An 18,847-nucleotide genomic window follows, 5' to 3' on the forward strand; every position below is an offset into this window, starting at 1 on the left:
TCGAAGCTGGGGAACCCGACGCGTCAATAGACGCCTTCCACCGCCTCCTGCGCGCCCGCCGTGTCCTCCTGGAAGGGCCGCACGGCGGCCACTCCGTCCCAGGGGAACCACGGATGCGGACCCGTCCTGATCGCGCTGTCCCGCTCCAGGAGATTGGGCAGGAAGAGGTCCTCGAGCAGCGTGGTGGCCCGTACACGGCCCCGCTCCCCGACGGCCACCTCGCGCCACGGGTCCAGGGGGTCGACCACCTTGAGGACCGCGAAGGGCGGCGGCAAGTGATAGGAGTGCCCGGTGCCGCCCGGCGGTTCGGGCGCGCCGGGCACCGCGTCGGCCTGGAGGGCGTGGCCGACCAGCGTGTTGCCGTACGTGTCGATCCACTGCACGCCCACCAGGTGCTCCTCGCGCAGGAACTCCGCCTCCGCGGCGGTGCACGAGGTGCCGCCCGTGCACACGGCACGGATGCCGTACGTGTGCAGGGGGCGCGGCAGCCGCATGGCGAGCTCCAGGAGCAGGCGCGATGTGGTGAAGAGCAGCGAGGGCCGCTCGGCGGCGAGCAGGGCGAGGGTCTGGTCGATGAGGTGCGCGGTGTACGCGTCGGCCTCGCCGCCCGCGCGCAGTGCGGCCTTCACCCAGCGCGGGTCGAAGTCGATGGCGTGCACGGCGCCGCGCCAGCTGTCGGCGAGCCCCTCCACGAAGTGCCCGTAGGCGTGCGGGCCGCTCGGCGTCATCGCGAGCACGTCGCCGCCCGCCACGCCGCGCGCCTCCAGGACCGTGCGGTAGATCTCCACGTCGTACGCGAGGCGCGTGACGTTGACGATCCGGCAGGGCGTCCCGGTGGTGCCGCCGGTCTCGAAGACCCGGAAGGGGCGGTCCGCGTAGCCGCGCGGGCGCAGGTCCCGGGCGCTCGCCGCGCGCAGCTCGTCCTTGTCGAAGAGGCCGAACAGGTCGAGCGCGGCGAAGCCGTTGACGTCCTCGACGGGGTCGAAGCCGAGCCGCTCCCTGCGCGCCACCCAGAAGGGGCTGCCGGTGGCCGGGTCGAAGTGCCAGCGCATCATGCGGCGCGTCCACGCGTCGAGGTCCACGGCGAGCTCGGGCACTCGTTCGCGCAGGGTGTCGTGCAGAGTGCCGAACGCGGTCGTCATGCGGAACCTCGCTTCGCGGGGCGGTACACGAAAAGGGACTCGGCGGTGATGGCCGCCACCGCGGCGGGCTCGGCGCTGAGCACGGCGGCGAAGGGGAAGGGCACCTCGTGGCCGATCAGGGGATGCGGATCGGGCGCGGCGAAGTGGCCTTCGAGCAGGGCCAGTTGTGGCAGGACGAGGGAGTCGGTCGCTTCGCGTCGGGTGAGCAGGCGGTCGGCGGGGCGCAGCCGGTCGCGTACGGATCGTGCGGCGCTCCGCGCGGCCCCCGGCTCCCGGAAGGCGGCCAGCGGCCACGCCCCGTCCGGCGGGAGCGCGTCGAGGGCGGCGGCCAGCGCGAGCGCCAGGGACCGTGCCGCTTCGGGGCCCGTGCACAGGATGGTGCGTACGTTGCTGCAGAACCGCCCCGAGTCCGCCGCGACCAGCGGCAGCAGCCACTCCACGGCGTCGTCGGTCGACATGTCGGACGGCACGAGCGCGCAGCCCCTGCCGGGCCCGTGCAGGGTGAGCGAGGGCGCGTCGCGGACCGCGGCGGCCAGCCCGGCGCCGCCGTAGACGACGTGCCGGTCGGTGAGCCTCAACAGGCCGTGCAGCGCCCGTTGTTCGGCCGGGTACAGGCCGATGCGGGCCGGGGGCCAGCCCGCCGCGAGCAGGGCGGCGACGAGCCGGGCGGCGGACAGCGGCTCGCGTCGGCTCGGGCGCACCCACACGCCCGCCGAACGCTCGGCCTCGTCGCACACGGACACCAGGCAGGTGAACGTGTTGCCCGGCAGCGCGACCAGGGCCAACCGCTCGTCGGGCTCGGGGGCTTCGCCCCTCTTGAGGACGTCCGTGCGGAGCATCTCGCACCACCGGTCGACCAGCGGCCCCGGCAGCCCCGCGCTCTCCTGGAGCGCGGCGCGGAAGTCCCCGGCGCTCTGTTCGCCGACGCCGCCCACGGTGAGGGTGGCTCGGTCGAACAACTCCAGCGCGGTGAGCAGCAGTTCACGCCGTCCGGTGAGGGGCGGAAGGGAAGGCCGGGTGCCGTCCCACCACCGCCGGTCCGCATGGGCGACGATCTCCGGGACCAGCGCGAGCCGTGCGCCGCTCGCGCCGGGCAGTTCCACGGTGTCCAACGACGTCCGCCACTCACCCCTGCGGAACGCCAGGACCTGATGGCCCGTCACGACAGCTCGCTGCGGAGCGCGGCGACCACCCGGATCTGCTCGGCCTCCGTGAGTGACGGGTACAGCGGAAGCGCTATGTGGTGGCGGGCGAACCAGCGGGCCCGTTCGAACGGTCCTTGCGCGGCGGCCCGCCCCTCGGTGACGAAGTAGGGGTGGTCGCAGAGCAGATGGTCGTAGACCTCACCGGCGAGGGCCACGCCGTGGCGCTCCCGCAGCCGCCTCTTCAGGAGCGCGCGGTCGAGAGGCCCTTCGGGATCCGGGTAGGCGAGGTACTTGTAGTAGTTGCTGCCCGCCGCATCGGGCACGGGGTGCGGGCGGATGCCGGGCACGTCGGCGAGCAACACGTCGTAGCGGGCGGCGAGTTCACGCCGTGCCGTCAGGGTGGCGGCGAAGCGCTCCAGGTCGACCGTGCCGACGGCGGCGTGCAGTTCACTCAGGCGCCAGTTGCTGCCGGGACGGTCGTGCAGCGTGGAGCCCTGGGCGCTCTTGCCGTGGTCGCGCCAGCGCCGCACCTGTTCCAGGTCGTCGGCGCTGCCCGCGCTGAGCAGTCCGCCCTCGCCGCTGATCGCGACCTTCGTCGGGTAGAAGGAGAAGGCCCCGAACCTGCCGAGACTGCCGGCCGGGCGCCCTTCGAGGGTGGCGCCGAAGGCGTGCGCGGCGTCCTCGACCACCGGGATGCCGCGCTCCTCGCAAAGCGGCAGGACCGCGTCGAGAGCGGGCGAGACGATGCCGCCGATGTGCACCGGCAGGACGGCTGCCGTGTCGGGGTGCAGGTCGAGTGCGGTGCGCAGCGCCTCGGGGGCCAGGCCGAGCCCGTCCGGCTCGATGTCGACGAAGCCCACGGTGGCGCCCGCGCGCACCGCTGCCGCCGCCGTCGCGAAGAACGTGTTGACCGGCACGAGCACGGTGCGGCCGCTCACGCCGATGATGCGCAGGGCGATCTCCAGGGCGGCCGCACCGGAGGCCACGGCAGCGGTGTCCGTGCCGGTCCAGGCGCGCGAGAGCTCCTCGAAGCGGGCCACCTGCGGGCCCTGGGTGAGCATGCCGGAGGCGAGCGCGGCGTCCACGCGGTCGAGGACCGTGCGCCGCTGCGACACCTCGAAGTGGATGCGCTGGGCGGGGACCTCGGCCTGCTGCGCGTGCGGGCCCGCCTCGTGCGGCTTGGCCAGGGCGCGGGTGAAGAAGTCCGTGGCGTGGCCGACGTGGGTGCCGTGCCCCATGGCGAGTTCGTGCACTTCCACGTCCGCCTCGGCGACCGCGTACGCCTCTTCGACCCGGCGTGCGGCGGCGCGCGCGTCGGCCGGTTCCAAGTAGGAGTCGGCCGTGCCGTACTGGAGTTGCAGCGGGGCGGGCGCGTGCGCGGCGTAGAGGTCGGGCAGGTCGGCGTACTCCAGGACGCCGGGCAGGACCGCGCCCTCGTGCCCGGTCAACAGCCGTTCGTAGAGCGCCTGGTAGCTGCCGAGGTGGCTGGCCGCGCACAGCGGCAGCCGACGGTCGTCGCCGAGCAGCGCGGTGTGCAGGGCGACCGCGGCGCCGAGGCTGTGGCCGAACAGGCCGACGCGGTCGGGGTCGACGAGCGGATGGGCGCGCAGGACGTCGAGCGCGCCCAGGGCGTCGCCGACGAGCGCGCCGAGCAGTGACCTGCCGGTCAGCGCGAACGCGTGGGCGAGCAGGGTGCCTTCGTCCCTTCCCGCTCTGCGCTCCTCGTCGAGACCGCCGCCGATGCCGTGGTCGAGGGAGAGGGTCACGAAGCCCGCGAGCGCCAGCTGCTCGGCGACGTTGCGGTCGGGGTGGTCGGGCGGCACGTCGCCGGTGAGCTGGTCGAGCCGGGCGTTCTTGCCGCCGAGTACGAGGACGGCGGGCCCGTGCGCGACGTCCCTCGGCGCGAGCAGCGTGCCGTGGAAGGTGCCGCGTTGCGGGGAGTCGAGGACGAGGTGCTCACGGCGCAGCTCTCCCTCGTCCGAGACGGTGCTCTGCGTGACGGTCGGTGTCGCGTGCTCGACGCGGGCCAGCCGGGTGAGGACGGAACGGAGGTGACGGGACCAGGCGCGGTGGGCCGGCGGTGCCGCCGAGGGCCCCGCGGTGAACCGCAGGGCGGGCTCGGCGGCGAGCAGCCGACGGACGTGACGTAGCTGCATCCGCGGCTCAGACGAAGTCGCCGTGCAGGGTGCTCGGCACTTCCAGCGCGTAGGCGTCCAGCGCCTCGTCCAGTTTGATCTGGCCGCGCTTGAGGAGTTCGAGCAGTTCGTTCTGCGGCCGGTAGAAACACGATTTGCACAGGTCGGTCCTGCGCGGGTTGGAGGCTTCCCACTCGGCTCGCGGGCCGCCGTCGAGCACTTCGGAGTAACTCTGCTCGACGACATTGCCGATCAGATAGCGGCTGTTGAGATGCACCTGCGGGCAGGGATAGAGATTGCCGTCGGCGCCGACCGCGGTCACGAAGCGGCTGTAGTGGCAGTGTTCGAAGTCGCCCTCGACCTCTTCGACCTGGTCCATCGGGCCACGGTCCAGCTTCGGCACCGATACCTCGAAGGCGTCCGTGGAGAGTTCGGCGGCGCGTGTGAGGGATTCCGCGATCTCCGGCATCACGGATTCGATGGTCTCGTGGCCCATCGCACTGTAGAACTCCGGTTCGAAGCGCACATAATGCGCCCCGGATTCGTGGGCGATACGGGCCGCGTCCATGATCTCCCGGTAATTCTGCAGGGTGATCACGTAGTTGAAGCCGATGCGGAAGTCCGGGTCGACGGCGCTCTCGCGGAGCTTGCCGACCGAGCCGATGAACTTCGAGAACGTCTGTTCGCGGTCCCGGGTGATGTCGTCGAAGGTGGCCTCGGTGCCCGCGTTGAGGCCGATGCGGACCCAGGTGTGGGTCTCGGCGACGCAGGAGGCGACCTTGGGGCGGCCGAGCCGGGAGCCGTTGGTGATCAGGCCGATCCGCAGCCCCGCGGCGTGCCCGGCGCGGCAGATGTCGGTGTAGCCGGGGTGGATGGTGCACTCACCGCTGCCGCAGAAGGTCACGGCCCGCCCCTCGTTCTCGGCGAACTCGCGCAGCAGGGTGACCGCCTTGTCGGTGGCGATCGAGTCCTTGAACGAGAACAGGTCGTAGAACTGCTCCTCGTTGGGGGAGTGGAAGTTGCAGAAATTGCAGCGCATATTGCAGGCGCCCATGATGCCGATCCGCATATGGACCGGCTTGATCTCTTCCCCGGCCACGAACCGCCGCAGCAATTCGCCGTGGGCAAGCACCTTCTGTGGTGAGTGAGCCTGATCGAGGCTCACGATGGGCAGGCCGTCGCGATTTTGGGGGAAGGCCATTTGGATGTCGCCGGAACTGGGTGTGCTGTTCACGAACCCCCCACACAAGATCGATGTGCGTATATGTTGTTCGAGCTTGTTGGCGACATTAGGGAGGCCCCACAGGGCTGTCAATGGGTCTAGACAATACGGTGGTTGATGGCGGAATTAGAGCCGCCGCTCTGCCCGAAGGGGCGTCCGACGTGGTAGTCGGCTCCATCGGCCGTTGGCCGTGGAGGGGAGCGGGAGCGGGCTCCGGGCCGGTGGGGGGCCGTGCGCGGTGTAAGCGGTGAACGCCCGTCGCGCGTCATACCGTTGCCCGTCAAGAGGCGGAAACCCGTCGAGTGCGACGGGATGTGACAGTGCCACCCGGCCCTGGGGCCGGGTGGCGGATGGAGACCGACGGGTTCTAGGCCGAGGCGGGGCCGGAAGCGCCGCCAGGGGCGAGCGCGTCGAGTGCCTCGGTGACCCAGGCCGTGATGCCGTCCTTGGTGAGGCCGAGGCCGGTGAGCGGGCCCGCGCCGTCCTCGAACTCGACCAGGGCCAGCAGGAGATGCTCGGTGCCGATGTAGTTGTGGCCGAGGCGCAGGGCCTCGCGGAACGTGAGCTCCAGGACCTTGCGCGCCCCCGCGTCGTACGGAACGAGTTCGGGCACCGTGTGGGCCGTGGCGGGCAGCGCTTCCAGGGCCGCGCCGCGGACGTCGTCGAGGGAGACGCCCTGCGCGACGATCGCCTTGGCGGCGAGGCTCTCCGGGTCGCCGAGGAGGCCCAGGACCAGATGCGCGGTGTGGATCTCGTCGTGGTGTGCGGTCTTGGCCTCGTTGTGCGCGGCCATCACGACGTACCTGGCCCGCGGCGTGAAGCGGCCGAAGCCCTGGCTGGGGTCGAGGTCGGGGGCCTCGCCCGGGTTCTTGGGGACGAAGCGCTTCTGGGCCGCCTGCCGGGTGACGCCCATGCTCTTGCCGATGTCGGTCCAGGAGGCGCCGGAGCGGCGGGCCTGGTCCACGAAGTGGCCGATGAGGTGGTCGGCCACGTCACCGAGGTGGTCGGCGGCGATGACCGCGTCGGAGAGCTGGTCGAGGGCGTCGACGTGGACCTTCTTGATGGCGTCGATGAGGTCGTCGAGGCGGATCGGAGGCTGCGGAGTCGTGCGTTCGGAGTCCGTCATGTGGCAACCGTAGGTTGACAGTTGAGTGACTGTCAACCTTGGGTTGACAGTCAAGGTGAGGAAGTCCGGCGAGGCCCGCCCCCCACGTGTCCGACCCACATGTGAACGCCCCGCACTGTGGTGTCCGCGACCATGGGAGGACCCGCCACGACCTCTCTAGCGTTCCGCCCATGACGAGCGAACACACCGGAGCAGACGGACCCCGCGCCGACCGCCTCGCGTCCGCACCCGCCGGGCACACACGGGTGGACGGCGTGGACCTCACCGGGCGTACCGCGCTGGTGACCGGTGGCGGCAGCGGCATCGGGCGGGCCTGTGCCGAGGCGTTCGCCGCCGCGGGCGCGCTGGTCCACGTGGCCGACGTCGACGCCGAGACCGCCAAGGCGGTGGCCGCCTCCGTGGGCGGCGAGCCGCACGTCGTGGACCTCACCGACGCCGCAGCGGTCCCCGGGCTGCCCGCCGACGTCGACATCCTGGTCAACAGCGCGGGCGCCCAACACGTCGCGCCCATCGAGGACTTCCCCGTCGCCCGCTTCGAGGAACTCCAACGCCTCATGGTGACCGCCCCCTTCCTGCTGCTGCGGCACTGTCTGCCGCACATGTACCGGCAGGGCTGGGGTCGGGTGGTGAACATCTCCAGCGTCCACGGGCTGCGGGCCAGCCCCTTCAAGTCCGCGTACGTCGCCGCCAAGCACGGTCTGGAAGGGCTCAGCAAGGTCGCCGCACTCGAAGCCGCCCCGCACGGTGTGACCTGCAACTGCGTCAACCCCGGCTATGTGCGTACGCCGTTGGTCGAGGGGCAGATCGCCGCGCAGGCCGCCGTGCACGGCGTCGACCCGGCCGACGTCGTCGCCGATGTGCTCCTCGACCGCTCGGCGGTCAAACGGCTCATCGAACCCGACGAGGTCGCCGCCGTCGCCGTCTGGCTCTGCGGGCCGCACACCGGCTACCTCACCGGAGCCTCGCTGCCGGTCGACGGCGGCTGGACGGCGGCCTGAGCCCTGCGGCACGGGCGGGGCCGACCGCCCGAGGAAAACCCTGGGTTGATCACCCCGGCCCGGTGGTTGAAGGGCGGAACCACCGGCTCTGCGGGCCCCCGTGCGCTACGCCACGTCCCGCACGCCACAGGAGGCTTAGCCCTCCCCGGCGCCCCTGCGGTACCCCGGGCCGATACCCCAGGGTTTTCACGGTCGCCCCCGCGCCCGCAGGGGGCCAAGGTGGAGCCACGGTCGCGGAGCCGCGGCGGACCTGAAAACACCGATGACGGGGGAGAAGAGCACCGGTGACCGGACGTACTACGGGGGTGTACGCACGGACGGGCCGCCCGGTAACGGGGGAACGACCGTCGCTGGGGCGGGGGACGGGGGTGCCCGGAGGCACCCCCGCTCGGGCGCGGGACGTCGCGAGGATCGGGCGCACTCCGCTGGTGCCCGTACGGCTGCGGGTGGCCGGACGGTGGCGCGAAGTGGGCCTGAAACTCGAACAGTTCAACCCCGGCGGCTCGGTCAAGGACCGGACCGCCTACGCGCTCGTGGCGGACATGGAGGACCGCGGGCTGCTCGGCCCCGGCCGTACGGTGGTCGAATCCACTTCGGGGAACCTCGGCGCCGCGCTCGCCTACGTGTGCCGGAGCCGTGGCTACCCTTTCGTCGCCGTCGTCGACCCGATGACGAGTCGGCGCAACCTCGACGAGATGGCGGCCCTGGCCGCGACGGTGGAACGGGTCGACGTGCCCGACGCACACGGCGGATACCTGCGGGCCAGGCTCCGCCGGGTCCGTGAGCTGCTCGCGTCGGATCCCAGCTGCGTCTGGCCCGACCAGTACCGCAACCCCGCCAACCCGCGCGTCCACCGCGAACAGACGGGCCCCGAGATCCTGCGCCACGGCAGCGGCCGGCCCGACGCCGTCTTCGTGGCCGTCTCCACGGGCGGCACCCTGGCGGGCGTCGCCCAGTACCTGCGCAGGGCGGCCCCCGAGTGCCGGGTCGTCGCCGTGGACGTCCGCGGCTACGTGGCGCTCGGCGGCCACGGGCCGGACGCCGAGGTGGTGGCCGCCTGCCAGCTCCTGCGCGAGGAGACCGGCGTGGGCGTCGGCGGCTCGTCCGGCGCCGTGCTCGCCGCGGCGGCCCGTTATCTGACCGAGCGGCCGGAAGCGGAACGGGTCGTCTGCCTCTGCGCGGACGGCGCCGACCGCTACGAGGACACCTTGTACAGCGGGGCCTGGCTCCGCGAGCACGGCCTCGCCACCGGCACGACGGGGGCGGCGGCCGCCCGTGCCGAGGCGGCCGGGCTCGCCTTCGACGCGGTGGCACTCGTCTGACGGGGCGGGCCGCTCGGCACCGGACCGGGCTGCCGGTCGGCGCCGCCCAGCACTCCGACCAGCACGCCTCACACCACTGATCACACGTATGTCACACCACGCCGCCGCACTCGCGCGGCGCGCACCACAACGGGGGACCCGACCACCATGCCCGCTCACGACGACCACACCGTTCACCTGCCCGCAGCCGACACCCTGACCTACCTCTCCGGCGCCGAAGTGCGCGCGGCCTGCGCCGAGATCGACCCGCTGGCCTGCATGCACGAGACGCTCGTCGCGCACGCCGGTGAACGGACCGTGCTGCCGCCCGAGGCCCGCCTCGACTGGACACCGCCGGACGGCGGCGAGGCCCGCAGCACCGGCGTGCCGGGTCTGGTGTACGGCGGTCTCACCGCCGTGGGCACGAAGATCACCAACGCCAACCCGGCCAACGTGGCCCAGGGGCTGCCGCGCGCCAGCGGACTGACCGTGCTCTTCGACCCGAGGACCGCACGCCCGCTGTGCGTCATGGAGGGCGCCCACATCAGCGCGCTGCGCACCGCCGCCGTCTCCGTGCTCGCCGCCCGTCACCTGGTCCGTCCCGGCGCCCGCACCGCGGCCCTCTACGGCGCGGGCGTCATCGCCCGTGAGCACGCGCTGATGCTGGCCCGCAGGCTGCCCGGCATCGAGGAGATCAGGGTGTACGACGCGGTCCCCGGCCGCGTCGCGCAGTTCGAGCGGGACATGGGCGCCGCCCTCGGTGCGCACGACGTCAAGGTCACCGCGGCCGTCGACGCGCGGACGGCCGCGCTCGGCTCCGACGTGGTGATCGCCTGCACCCACACCCGGCGCGGCTACGTCGAGCGCTCCTGGCTGGCCCCCGGCGCGCTCGCGGTGAACGTCTCGCTCGACGACTTCACCGAGTCCGTGCTGACCGGCGCGGACCGCCTCTACGTCGACGACTGGGACCTGATCCGCGACGACCCGTACCGCCTGCTCGGCACGTTGCTGCGCGCGGGCCGCGTCCGGCAGGACGAGGCCGCGACCCTCGGCGAGGTGCTCACCGGGGCACGCCCCGGGCGCACCGGCGACGACGAGCTGATCGTGGTCAACCCCTTCGGGCTCGCCGTCGAGGACATCGCGCTGGCCCACCGGGTCTTCCGCGTCGCGCGCCACCGGGGCCTCGGCACGGCGCTGCCCCGCTGACCCCGCAGAGAGTCCAGTGCAGAGAGTCCAGTGCAGAGAGCGCAGAGAGTGCAGAGAACGAGATGACCCACCACGAGTCCCACGACAACCACGACTGGTACGAGCGGTCGGGGGTGCGCAGCGGCCCGCACCGGACCGTCGCCGGGCCCCTGGACCCAGCGGCCCGGTTCTTCCCGCACCACCTGGTGCCCTACTGGGACCACCCCTTGGTCCGCGCCCTGCCCGAGCGGCGCCGCCAGGAACTCCTGGCCCGCCACCTCTACCACTACCTGAACTTCACCGCCCACTTCGAGACGCGCGTGGTCAACCGCGCCACCGAGCGCATCGCCGACGGCCGCACCGGCCTGGACCTGCCCGCGCAGGTCAGGCTCGACGCCTACCGCATCTACTGCGACGAGGGCTATCACGCGCTGTTCAGCCTCGACGTCGTCGAGCAGATCGCCGCGGGCACCGGCATCCCGCCGCTGCCGTACGCCTTCGACCCGTTCCTGCGCCAGCTCGACGGCATCGGCGCCGAACTCCTCGCCGGGGAGCCGGTCCTCGCCCAGCTGCTCCAGGTCGTCGTCTTCGAGACGCTCGTGACCTCCGTGCTCGACGAGGTGCCCAAGGACCGGGACGTGCTGCCCGTGGTGCGGGAGATCGTCCGCGACCACGCCAGGGACGAGGGCCACCACCACGTGTACTTCTCCCGGTTCTTCGAGCGGCTCTGGCACGACCTGCCGACCTCGCTCCAACGGCGCGCCGCCCGCTGCCTCCCCGAGCTGATCGTCTCCAGCCTCTCGCCCGACCTGCGGCCGGTGGGTGCCGCCCTGACCGTCGCGGGGCTCGGGCCCGACGCGGTGCGCGACGTCATCGCCGACAGCTACCGCTCCCCGGCGAGCACGGCAGCGCTGCGCACCAGCGCACGCCACTCCGTCCGCCTCTTCCGGGACGCCGGAGTGCTCGAACTGCCGGGCGCGGCCGAGGCGTTCGGCGCGGCGGGGCTGCTTGCCGACGTGCGCGGGGGTGCCCCGCAGGAGCGGCCGCGTCGGCAGTCGGGGGCCTAGACCGGGACCTCGGCGGCCTGGGCGAGCAGGCGTACGAGCTGCGCCCTGCGGTGCACCCCGTCGAGCTTGCGATAGATGTTGCTCAGGTGGAACTCCACCGTCTTCACGCTGAGGAAGAGCCGCTCCGCGACCTCGTGATTGGTCAGACCCCGGCCGACCACCAACGCCACCTGGAGCTCCTGCGGGGTCAGCCGCTCCAACGGCGCCCGCTCCGGGCGCACTTCGGTGCCGCCCGCCGCGTGCAGTTCGGCGGCCACCCGCGCCGCCCATCCGGTCGCGCCGAGCCGCTCGAAGGTGGCGAGCGCCCGTTCGAGCAGGCGCCGCGCCTCGCTGCGCCTGCCCTGCCTGCGCAGCTGCTCGCCCCACGCGAACTCGGTCCTGCCCCGCTCGAAGGGCACAGGGCGCTCGGAGAGCAGCGCGAGGGAGCGCTCCATGTGGCGCGAGGCGGCTTCCGGGTCCCCCGGTTCGAGCAGCCCTCGGCAGCGCGCCGCCGCGCCCGCGGTCACCGGGCGGTGGCCCCGGCCCGCCTCGTACTCCAGGACGTCGAGGACCTCGCGGGCCTCGGCGGTCATGTGCAGATGGACGTACGCGTCGGCCAGGTCGGCCGCCCAGGTCAGATAGAGGCCGTCGCCGCGCCCGTGCTCCCGTGAGAAGGCGCGCACGTCCTCCAGGCAGTGCACGGCCTCCTCGAAGCGGCCGAGGCCCAGTTCGAGCAGGCCGAGGGCGCCGCGCGCGCGGGCCGCGTCCATGGGCAGCTCGGTGGAGAGCGCCCACTCCTCGGCCTGCGCGGCATGCCGCCTGCAGTCCTCCTCGCGGTTGAGCGCGGCCTCGGTCCTGGCGAGCGCGGCGAGCCCGCGCGGCACCTCGATGAGGCGCCCGGTGGCCTCGGCGAGGCGGACCGCCTCGTCGGCGTGGGCGAGCGACGGCGTCCAGCGGCCCCGCCAGAACTCCACCACGGCCAGGGTGCACAGCAGATGGGAGAGCAGCCCCACCGCGCTGGAACCGCGCGCCGTGTACGCGGCGCGGTCGAGGAGGCCGTGTGCCTCGTCGAGTTCCTCCGCCGCCAGATGGCACAGGCCGCCCACCCCGGAGAGCGGGTAGGGGAACGCGGGATCGGGCGAGGCGAGCGGCTCGGCCAACTCGCGCAGGAGCTCCCTGCCCGCGTCCGCGTCACCGCCGAGCAGCAGCACCAGGGTGTGCAGGAGCCGCACCGGCAGCATCGCCGCCTGGGCGGAGCCCGCCATGTCCATCGCCGCCGCCGACGAGCGGCGGGCCGCGGTGAGGTCGCCGACGGCGAGTTCGGTCAGGGCGATGCCGCCGAGCATGACCGCGGCGAGCGCGGGGTCGACCTTCTCGGCCTCGTCGACCGCCGACCTGAGCAGTTCTCGCGAACGCGTCGGCTGGCCCCGCTGGACGTCCAGGTAGCAGCGGAGCTGGCGGATGTCGAGCCGGGTGCCGAGCTGCTCGGCGTGTTCCAGGGCGCGGTCCAGGATCGCCGCCGCCTCGTTGAGGGAGCCCGCGGCCTGCGAGGCGCGCGCGGCGTCGAGGAGCCGCTCCGCCTTGCGCTGGCCCGCGGGGGTGAACCGCGCGGCCCGCTCGTACAACCGGGACGCGAGGGGGTAGGTGAGGGTCTCCGGGGCGCCGGACGCCGCGTTCTCCAGGAGCGAGGCGACGTGTTCGTCCGGCTCGGCGCCCGATGCGGCCAGGTGCCAGGCGTACTGCTCGAGAGCGGGTGCGGTCGCGCCCTGGAGCGAGCGGGCCACGGCGTGGTGGGCCCGCCGCCTGCGCACCGGCGTCGCCCCGTGGTAGACGGCGGAGCGGACAAGGGGGTGCCGGAAGGCGTACCCGTCCCGCTCCTCGACGACCAGGCCCGCCGCCTCCGCCGCCTCGAGCGATTCGTAGCTGAGCCCGTGCGCCCGCAGCGCCGCCTCGGTGCCCGCGAGCGGCCGGGTGCCGAGGACCGCGAGCAGCAGCATCGCGTCCTGCGCCTCCGACGGCAGCCGGGCGACCGCGCTGCCGAAGGTGTGGGCGAGCAGCTCGCCGATGGGCAGCGGTGCCCCGGAGTCCTCTCCCTCGCCCTCGGAGTCGCTGCCCGCCAGCAGCGCCGGCAGTTCGATGAGCGCCAGGGGGTTGCCCCGCGCCTCGGCGAGCAGCCGGGCCGTCTCCCGCTCGGTCAGCTCGGCGGTGCCCTCCTCCGCGATCAGCCGGTGCGCCGAGTCCGGGTCGAGGCCGCCGAGCGTCAGCGTCTCGATCGAGGCGAGCCGCGAGGCCGTCTCCTCCGGGGCGTCGCGGGTGGTGAACAGGACGACGACACCTTCGCGGCTGAGCCTGCGGGTGGCGAAGGCGAGCGCGTCCAGTGAGTACGGGTCGAGCCAGTGCGCGTCGTCGACGGTGACGAGCACGGGTCCCTCGTCGGCGAGGACCCCGAGCAGACTGAGGGTGCCCGCGGCCACCGCGAACCGGTCCTGCGCCTCCGCGGGCCCGAGCGCGAGGGCGCCGGTGAGCGCGGCGACCTGACGCTCCGGTATCCGGTCGAGGAAGTGCAGTACGGGCCTGAGCAGATCGGCGAGGCCCACGTAGGGCAGGTCCGACTCGACCTCGACGCCGCGGGTGCCGATCCGCAGCAGGTCGTCGGCGGTGTCCGCGACGTACGAGACGAGACTGGTCTTGCCGATGCCCGCCTCACCGCGGATGACCAGCGCGCCGCTCTCGCCCCCGCGTGCCTTGTCGATGAGGGCAAGAAGACGTGCGCATTCCGCGGAGCGCCCCAGGAGCATGACTTCAGCGTACCGGCGGGGCAGGACTTGGGAGAGCGGTCGAACGGTACGTATCCGGCCATGAGTTGGCACGCTCACGGCATCGCGGGAACTCCGTCGATCCGCTCGCGCACCGGCTCTGTCAACCCGAAGATCCCCCCGCTACCCTCCGCGCATGATTTCCACGGTGGTGTGGGGAACGGGCAACGTGGGCCGTGCGGCCATTCGTGCCGTCGAGGCGCATCCGTCGCTCGAACTCGCGGCGGTCCTGGTGCACAGCCCCGGAAAGGTCGGCCGTGACGCGGGTGAACTCGCCGGTCTGGAGAGTCAGTTGGGCGTCGCGGCGACCGATGATGTCGACGCGGTGCTCGCGGCGGGGCCGGGCGCCGTGGTGTACGCGGCGTCCGGTGACATCCGCCCGGACGAGGCGCTCGCCGATGTCGTCAGGGCGGTCGGGGCGGGGGCGGTGGTGGTGACGCCCGCGCTGTACCCGCTCTACGAACGGCGGGGCGCGCCCGCCGAGTTCAGGGATCCGGTGCTCGCCGCCGTCGCGTCCGGCGGCGGGTCGCTGTTCGTCTCCGGCGTGGACCCCGGCTGGGGCAACGACGTGCTGCCGCTCCTGGTCAGTGGGCTCGGCTCCACCGTCGACGCCATCCGCTGCCAGGAGATCTTCGACTACTCCACGTACGACCAGGAGGACTCGGTCCGCCATCTGATCGGCATGGGCCACCCGATGGAGTACGAACCGCTGATGCTCGCCCCGAGCGTGCCGACCATGGTGTGGGGCGGGCAGATCCGGCTGATGGCCAGGGCGCTCGGCGCCGAACTCGACGAGATCCGCGAGACGTTGGAGCGCCGTGCCCTCGACGCCACCGTGGCGACCAGGACCATGGGCGAGTTCGCCGCGGGGACGCAGGGCGCGGTGCGGTTCGAGGTGCGGGGCATCGTCGGGGGCGAACCCCGCATCGTCATCGAGCACATCACCCGCATCCACCCGTCCTGCGCCCCCGACTGGCCCGCCCCGCCCGACGGCGGAGACGGCGCGCACCGCGTGATCGTCGAGGGCCGCCCGCGCATCGAGGTCACCGTCGAGGCCACCGACGAGGGCGAGAACCGCTCGGCGGGCGGCAACGCCACCGCGGCGGGACGCCTCGTCAACGCCATCGACTGGCTCGTGGAGCACGAACCCGGCCTCTATGACGCGCTCGACGTCCCGCTGCGCCCCGCGGCGGGCCGACTCGGAAGGAAGCAGCCATGAACGCGGCCATGCACATCGACATCCCCGACGGCAAGGAACCCATCGGATACGTGTGGGGCGAGATGGTCCCCGGCATCGGGATCGCCGCGTCCAACTTCTCGCTCGCGGTGTACGAGCACACCACGCTCGGCCTGCGCGAGTTCGAGGCGGCCCGGCTGCGGGTCGCGCAGCTCAACGGCTGCGCCTTCTGCCTGGACTGGCGCACCGAACGCGACGGCGAGAAGGTCGAGGAGGAGTTCGCGGACGCGGTGACCGGGTGGCGCACCACCGACGCCTTCGACGAGCGCACCCGGCTCGCCGCGGAGTACGCGGAGCGCTACACCCTGGACCACCACGGCCTCGACGAGGAGTTCTGGCAGCGGATGACCGCGCGCTACAGCCAGCGCGAGATCGTGGAGCTGAGCATGTGCGTCGGCTCGTGGCTGGCGTTCGGCAGGCTCAACCACGTGTTGGGCCTGGACAGCGTGTGCGTGCTGCCCAGGCCCTGACGCTCACGCGTCGGTTCAGCAGGTGCCCGCGGGGCGGGCCCGGGTCACCAGGTCGGTGTGGCCCGTCGTGCCGTCGATCCACACCACGCGCGTGCCGGTGTCGGCGGCGCCGTAGCTCTGCTCACCGCGGTTGCAGGACACGCGCCCCCGGCCCTTGCCGTCCAGGTCGGTCTGGACGAGCTTGGTGAGGTTGCTGTTGCTCCAGCCCTGCTCGGGCTTCCACTGGGTCAGCGTCAGCGCACTGTCGGAGGCGTCCACGCCCCAGAAGTAGGAGTCGTCGCCGTCCTCGGGGATGACGTCGGTCAGGCCCGTGCCGTCCAACTTCGCGCGGCGAAGGCCCTGCCGGTTGTCGTCGGCGATGTCGTCGACCAGCCAGTACAGGTACTTCCCGTTGATCGTCGGCGTGGAGATGCCGAGGCGGCTCTCCTTGGCGGGGACCAGCGTCTGCTTGCCGGTGCGCACGTCCGTGATCTCGGTCGAGACCTGCTGGATGCCGTCCTTGTCGGTGTACACCTTGGCGTACCCGAGCTTGGCGCCGCTCAGTGTCGGCAGCGCGGTGGCCACCTCGTAGCGGCCGCCGTCCACGAAGTGCGGCTCGCGCTCGCCGGGCTTGATGTAGGCGACGCGCTGCTGCCCGAAGGGGCTCGACTCCTGCCAGGCGACGGTGTCACCGGAGACCTTGACGTTGCCGACCGTCGTCCCCGCCGACCAGAGCTTCTTGACGGGACCGCCCTTGAGCGGGCGTGAGAGGACGTCCACGCTGTCCGCGCCGTACGCGACCCAGGCCACCGTCTTGCCGTCGGTGTCCGGATAGACGTGGAAGCGCCCGTCGTTGGGGCTGAGCAGCTTCGGGGTGCCCTTGCCGTCGGTGCGGCCCGCGTAGACGGAGTACGGCTCGCCGCCCTCCTCGTCGGACTTGGAGGTGGCCCACCAGCCACCGCCCGCGCCCGCGCCCGTCCGCTTGATGTTGAGGTCGCCCAGGAGCTTGTCGGAGTCGGCGCCGATCGCCTTCTCCCAGCCCTTCACGATGCCGTGCGCGTCGAAGGCCCGGGTGACCGAGCGCAGGTCGGCGCCCTTGACGCCGAGGTCCTTGGCGGCGGCGACGACCGCGTTGCGGGCCTCGGTGAAGCCGTCGAGCGGGGTGAGGTACTCGGTGAGCGCCTTGTAGACGATCCGGTCGGCGCGCTTGCCGCCGAGGTCCTCACGGATGTCCCACAACGCCCCCGAGAAGATGGTGGAGTTGAGGTGCACGCCGCCGCTGTCGGTGGCGTAGGTGACGCCGAGGAAGTCCTTGGCGGTGGTGCGGCCGTCGTTGAGGTCGCGCATCGCGCAGTCCTTCGGCCCCTGGGTACGGCACAGGTCCTCGCCGATCAGGGATGCCTCGGGGGAGTCCTCGTTGCCGGTGGCGGTGACGTCGATCGCGTTGCCGAAGTAGTCGGCGACGGCCTCGTTCAGGGCGCCCGACTGGCCGGTGTAGACCAGGCCCGCGGTGTGCTCGACGACGCCGTGGGTCATCTCGTGGCCGACCACGTCCAGGTCGGCGGAGAAGACCTTGTTCTCCTCGTCGCCGCCTCCGTAGACCATCTTCTGGCCGTCCCAGAAGGCGTTGACGAACGGCTGTCCCTGATCCGTCACGCCCACCAGGGAGTTGATGGCCATGCCCTTGTCGTCCAGGCTGTCCCTGCCGTGCTTGGCCTTGTAGTAGTCGTAGACCTGCCCGGCCGCCCAGTGCGCGTCGACCGCGCCCGCCTCGGTGGCGTCCTTGCCGAACTCGGGCGTCGGCGACGTGACGTCCTTGAGGCCCGAAGGCCACTTGCCCGAGGCGTCGTTGGCGTCCACGTCGCGCGCGTCGTATGTGGTGATGGGGTTCTTGCTGCCGCCCCACTGGCGGCGCTGGTCGATCAGGCCGTACGCCCCGGTCCGCGCGTCCTTGGTGACGTCGAGGGCGACCTTGCTCCCGTCGAGCTTCACGCCCGAGCCCTTGGTGCCGGGGTGTCCGGCCGGGGCGTCGTCGAGGGCCTGGATCCCGGAGTAACTGAGCACCGGGAAACCGGCGTTCGCGTCGACGTAGATCTCCTGCTTGACCGGCGCCCCGGTCGTGGGGTCCTCGCCGGTCACCGTGACGTGGTACGTCAGGACGCCCTTGCCCTGCGGTAGGACGACGAGGCCGTGGGACTTCCCGCTGAGTGAACTCTTCTTGCCCCGCTGCTTCTTGGCGCCTTCCGCGGGCTTCTTCGCGGCGGGGCCGCTCAGCTTGGACCACTGACCCGCCCCGCCCTCGGAGAGGCCCGAGAGGGCGGCCGCGGTGGCCCGCTCGACGGCGGTCCTCTCGGAGACCTCGGCCCCGGCCCCCACCGTGAGCCCCGTGAAGTACTTGCCGGAGGTGCCGGTGACGACCCGGTCGCCGCCCTTCTCCGCAAGGCGCACCAGGTACTGGCCGCCGAGCACCGGTATGCCCTTGTGCTTCTGCTGGAAGCGCACGGCCTCGCCGGTCCGCCCGCGCACCGTCTTCCCCGCGGTCAGGTCCCGCCGGGGGTCGGCTATGCGGTAGCGGCTCTTCTTCTCCTCGAGGTGCTTCTTCGCGGCGGCGGCCGCGGGGCCCGAGTCCTGCGCGGGCTCCTCGATCCCGTCCACCAGGGCGGGCGTCGCGGTGTGCAGGCCGGGTATCAGCTCGGGCACGGGGTCAGGGCCGCCGGGGTCGGCGGCGTGGGCGACCGGCACGGCGAGGGCGAGCAGCGCGGAGACGCCGAGCAGGGCGACACCACCGGCCGCGCTGGGTATGCCCGCTGTGCGAAGTCCCTTGGGTCTCTTGGGTGTTGTCCTCATGGGTGACTTGTTCACGTTCCCCTCTACGGCAGGGCCGCAGGTCATGCGGCCCTCTTGATCTTGAAGATGTCAGACGAATGTGGATCAAGTGATAACGCCGTGTCACAAGTTGCGCCAGGTGCGTGCCTCTACGCGTACTTGGACAAAGAGTTGAACGCTCGCGAACCCCGCCCCGGAACCATCGGCATGGGCGCGGCC

At 72.5% G+C, this 18,847-nt stretch carries 13 protein-coding genes; 6 read left to right on the forward strand and 7 right to left on the reverse strand.

Features of this window, described 5'->3' with window-relative positions:
• Positions 1-23: 23 nt before the first annotated feature.
• The 5 genes from KY5_RS35285 to KY5_RS35305 all read right to left on the reverse strand — a co-directional run bounded on the left by KY5_RS35285 (position 24) and on the right by KY5_RS35305 (position 6,770).
• On the reverse strand, positions 24-1,142 hold the full coding sequence (locus tag KY5_RS35285) for a hypothetical protein (protein ID WP_098246009.1): 1,119 nt from the start codon (positions 1,140-1,142) through the stop codon (positions 24-26).
• Positions 1,139-2,305, reverse strand: a complete 1,167-nt coding sequence (locus tag KY5_RS35290; protein ID WP_098246010.1) for a hypothetical protein — start codon at positions 2,303-2,305, stop codon at positions 1,139-1,141. The genes KY5_RS35285 and KY5_RS35290 overlap by 4 nt, the downstream gene beginning before the upstream one ends.
• The gene (locus tag KY5_RS35295) at positions 2,302-4,443 is read right to left on the reverse strand and encodes a DegT/DnrJ/EryC1/StrS family aminotransferase (RefSeq protein ID WP_098246011.1); all 2,142 of its coding nucleotides are present in this window, start codon (positions 4,441-4,443) and stop codon (positions 2,302-2,304) included. The genes KY5_RS35290 and KY5_RS35295 overlap by 4 nt, the downstream gene beginning before the upstream one ends.
• A gap of 7 nt (positions 4,444-4,450) precedes the next feature.
• A complete protein-coding gene (locus KY5_RS35300; protein WP_234363019.1) occupies positions 4,451-5,656 on the reverse strand; it encodes a radical SAM protein in 1,206 nt (401 codons plus the stop codon).
• 355 nt (positions 5,657-6,011) lie between these two features.
• The gene (locus KY5_RS35305) at positions 6,012-6,770 is read right to left on the reverse strand and encodes a Clp protease N-terminal domain-containing protein (RefSeq protein WP_098246013.1); all 759 of its coding nucleotides are present in this window, start codon (positions 6,768-6,770) and stop codon (positions 6,012-6,014) included.
• Positions 6,771-7,024: 254 nt separating this feature from the next.
• Here KY5_RS35305 and KY5_RS35310 point away from each other — a divergent pair, with 254 nt between their 5' ends.
• The 4 genes from KY5_RS35310 to KY5_RS35325 all read left to right on the forward strand — a co-directional run bounded on the left by KY5_RS35310 (position 7,025) and on the right by KY5_RS35325 (position 11,321).
• Positions 7,025-7,768, forward strand: coding sequence for a 3-hydroxybutyrate dehydrogenase (locus tag KY5_RS35310; protein ID WP_234363262.1), 744 nt, complete (start codon positions 7,025-7,027; stop codon positions 7,766-7,768).
• Between the two features lie 368 nt (positions 7,769-8,136).
• Positions 8,137-9,090, forward strand: coding sequence for a pyridoxal-phosphate dependent enzyme (locus tag KY5_RS35315; RefSeq protein ID WP_159072673.1), 954 nt, complete (start codon positions 8,137-8,139; stop codon positions 9,088-9,090).
• A gap of 147 nt (positions 9,091-9,237) precedes the next feature.
• Positions 9,238-10,275, forward strand: coding sequence for an ornithine cyclodeaminase family protein (locus KY5_RS35320; RefSeq protein WP_098246016.1), 1,038 nt, complete (start codon positions 9,238-9,240; stop codon positions 10,273-10,275).
• Between the two features lie 62 nt (positions 10,276-10,337).
• Positions 10,338-11,321: a diiron oxygenase gene (locus tag KY5_RS35325; RefSeq protein ID WP_098246017.1), complete on the forward strand. Its 984-nt coding sequence runs from the start codon at positions 10,338-10,340 to the stop codon at positions 11,319-11,321.
• Here the strand turns inward: KY5_RS35325 and KY5_RS35330 are convergent.
• Positions 11,318-14,098, reverse strand: coding sequence for a helix-turn-helix transcriptional regulator (locus tag KY5_RS35330; protein WP_098246018.1), 2,781 nt, complete (start codon positions 14,096-14,098; stop codon positions 11,318-11,320). The two genes, KY5_RS35325 and KY5_RS35330, sit on opposite strands and share 4 nt — an antisense overlap.
• Positions 14,099-14,252: 154 nt before the next feature.
• On the opposite strand from KY5_RS35330, the gene KY5_RS35335 reads away from it, so the two are divergent.
• On the forward strand, positions 14,253-15,335 hold the full coding sequence (locus KY5_RS35335) for a dihydrodipicolinate reductase (RefSeq protein ID WP_098246019.1): 1,083 nt from the start codon (positions 14,253-14,255) through the stop codon (positions 15,333-15,335).
• Positions 15,336-15,343: 8 nt separating this feature from the next.
• A complete protein-coding gene (locus KY5_RS35340; RefSeq protein ID WP_098247691.1) occupies positions 15,344-15,823 on the forward strand; it encodes a carboxymuconolactone decarboxylase family protein in 480 nt (159 codons plus the stop codon).
• 15 nt (positions 15,824-15,838) lie between these two features.
• On the opposite strand, the gene KY5_RS35345 is transcribed toward KY5_RS35340, so the two are convergent.
• Entirely contained in the window at positions 15,839-18,649 is a 2,811-nt protein-coding gene (locus KY5_RS35345; RefSeq protein WP_098246020.1) for a M4 family metallopeptidase, read from the reverse strand.
• Positions 18,650-18,847: the final 198 nt, after the last annotated feature.

The organism is Streptomyces formicae, assembly GCF_002556545.1.
GTDB classification, from domain to species: Bacteria; Actinomycetota; Actinomycetes; order Streptomycetales; family Streptomycetaceae; genus Streptomyces; species Streptomyces formicae_A.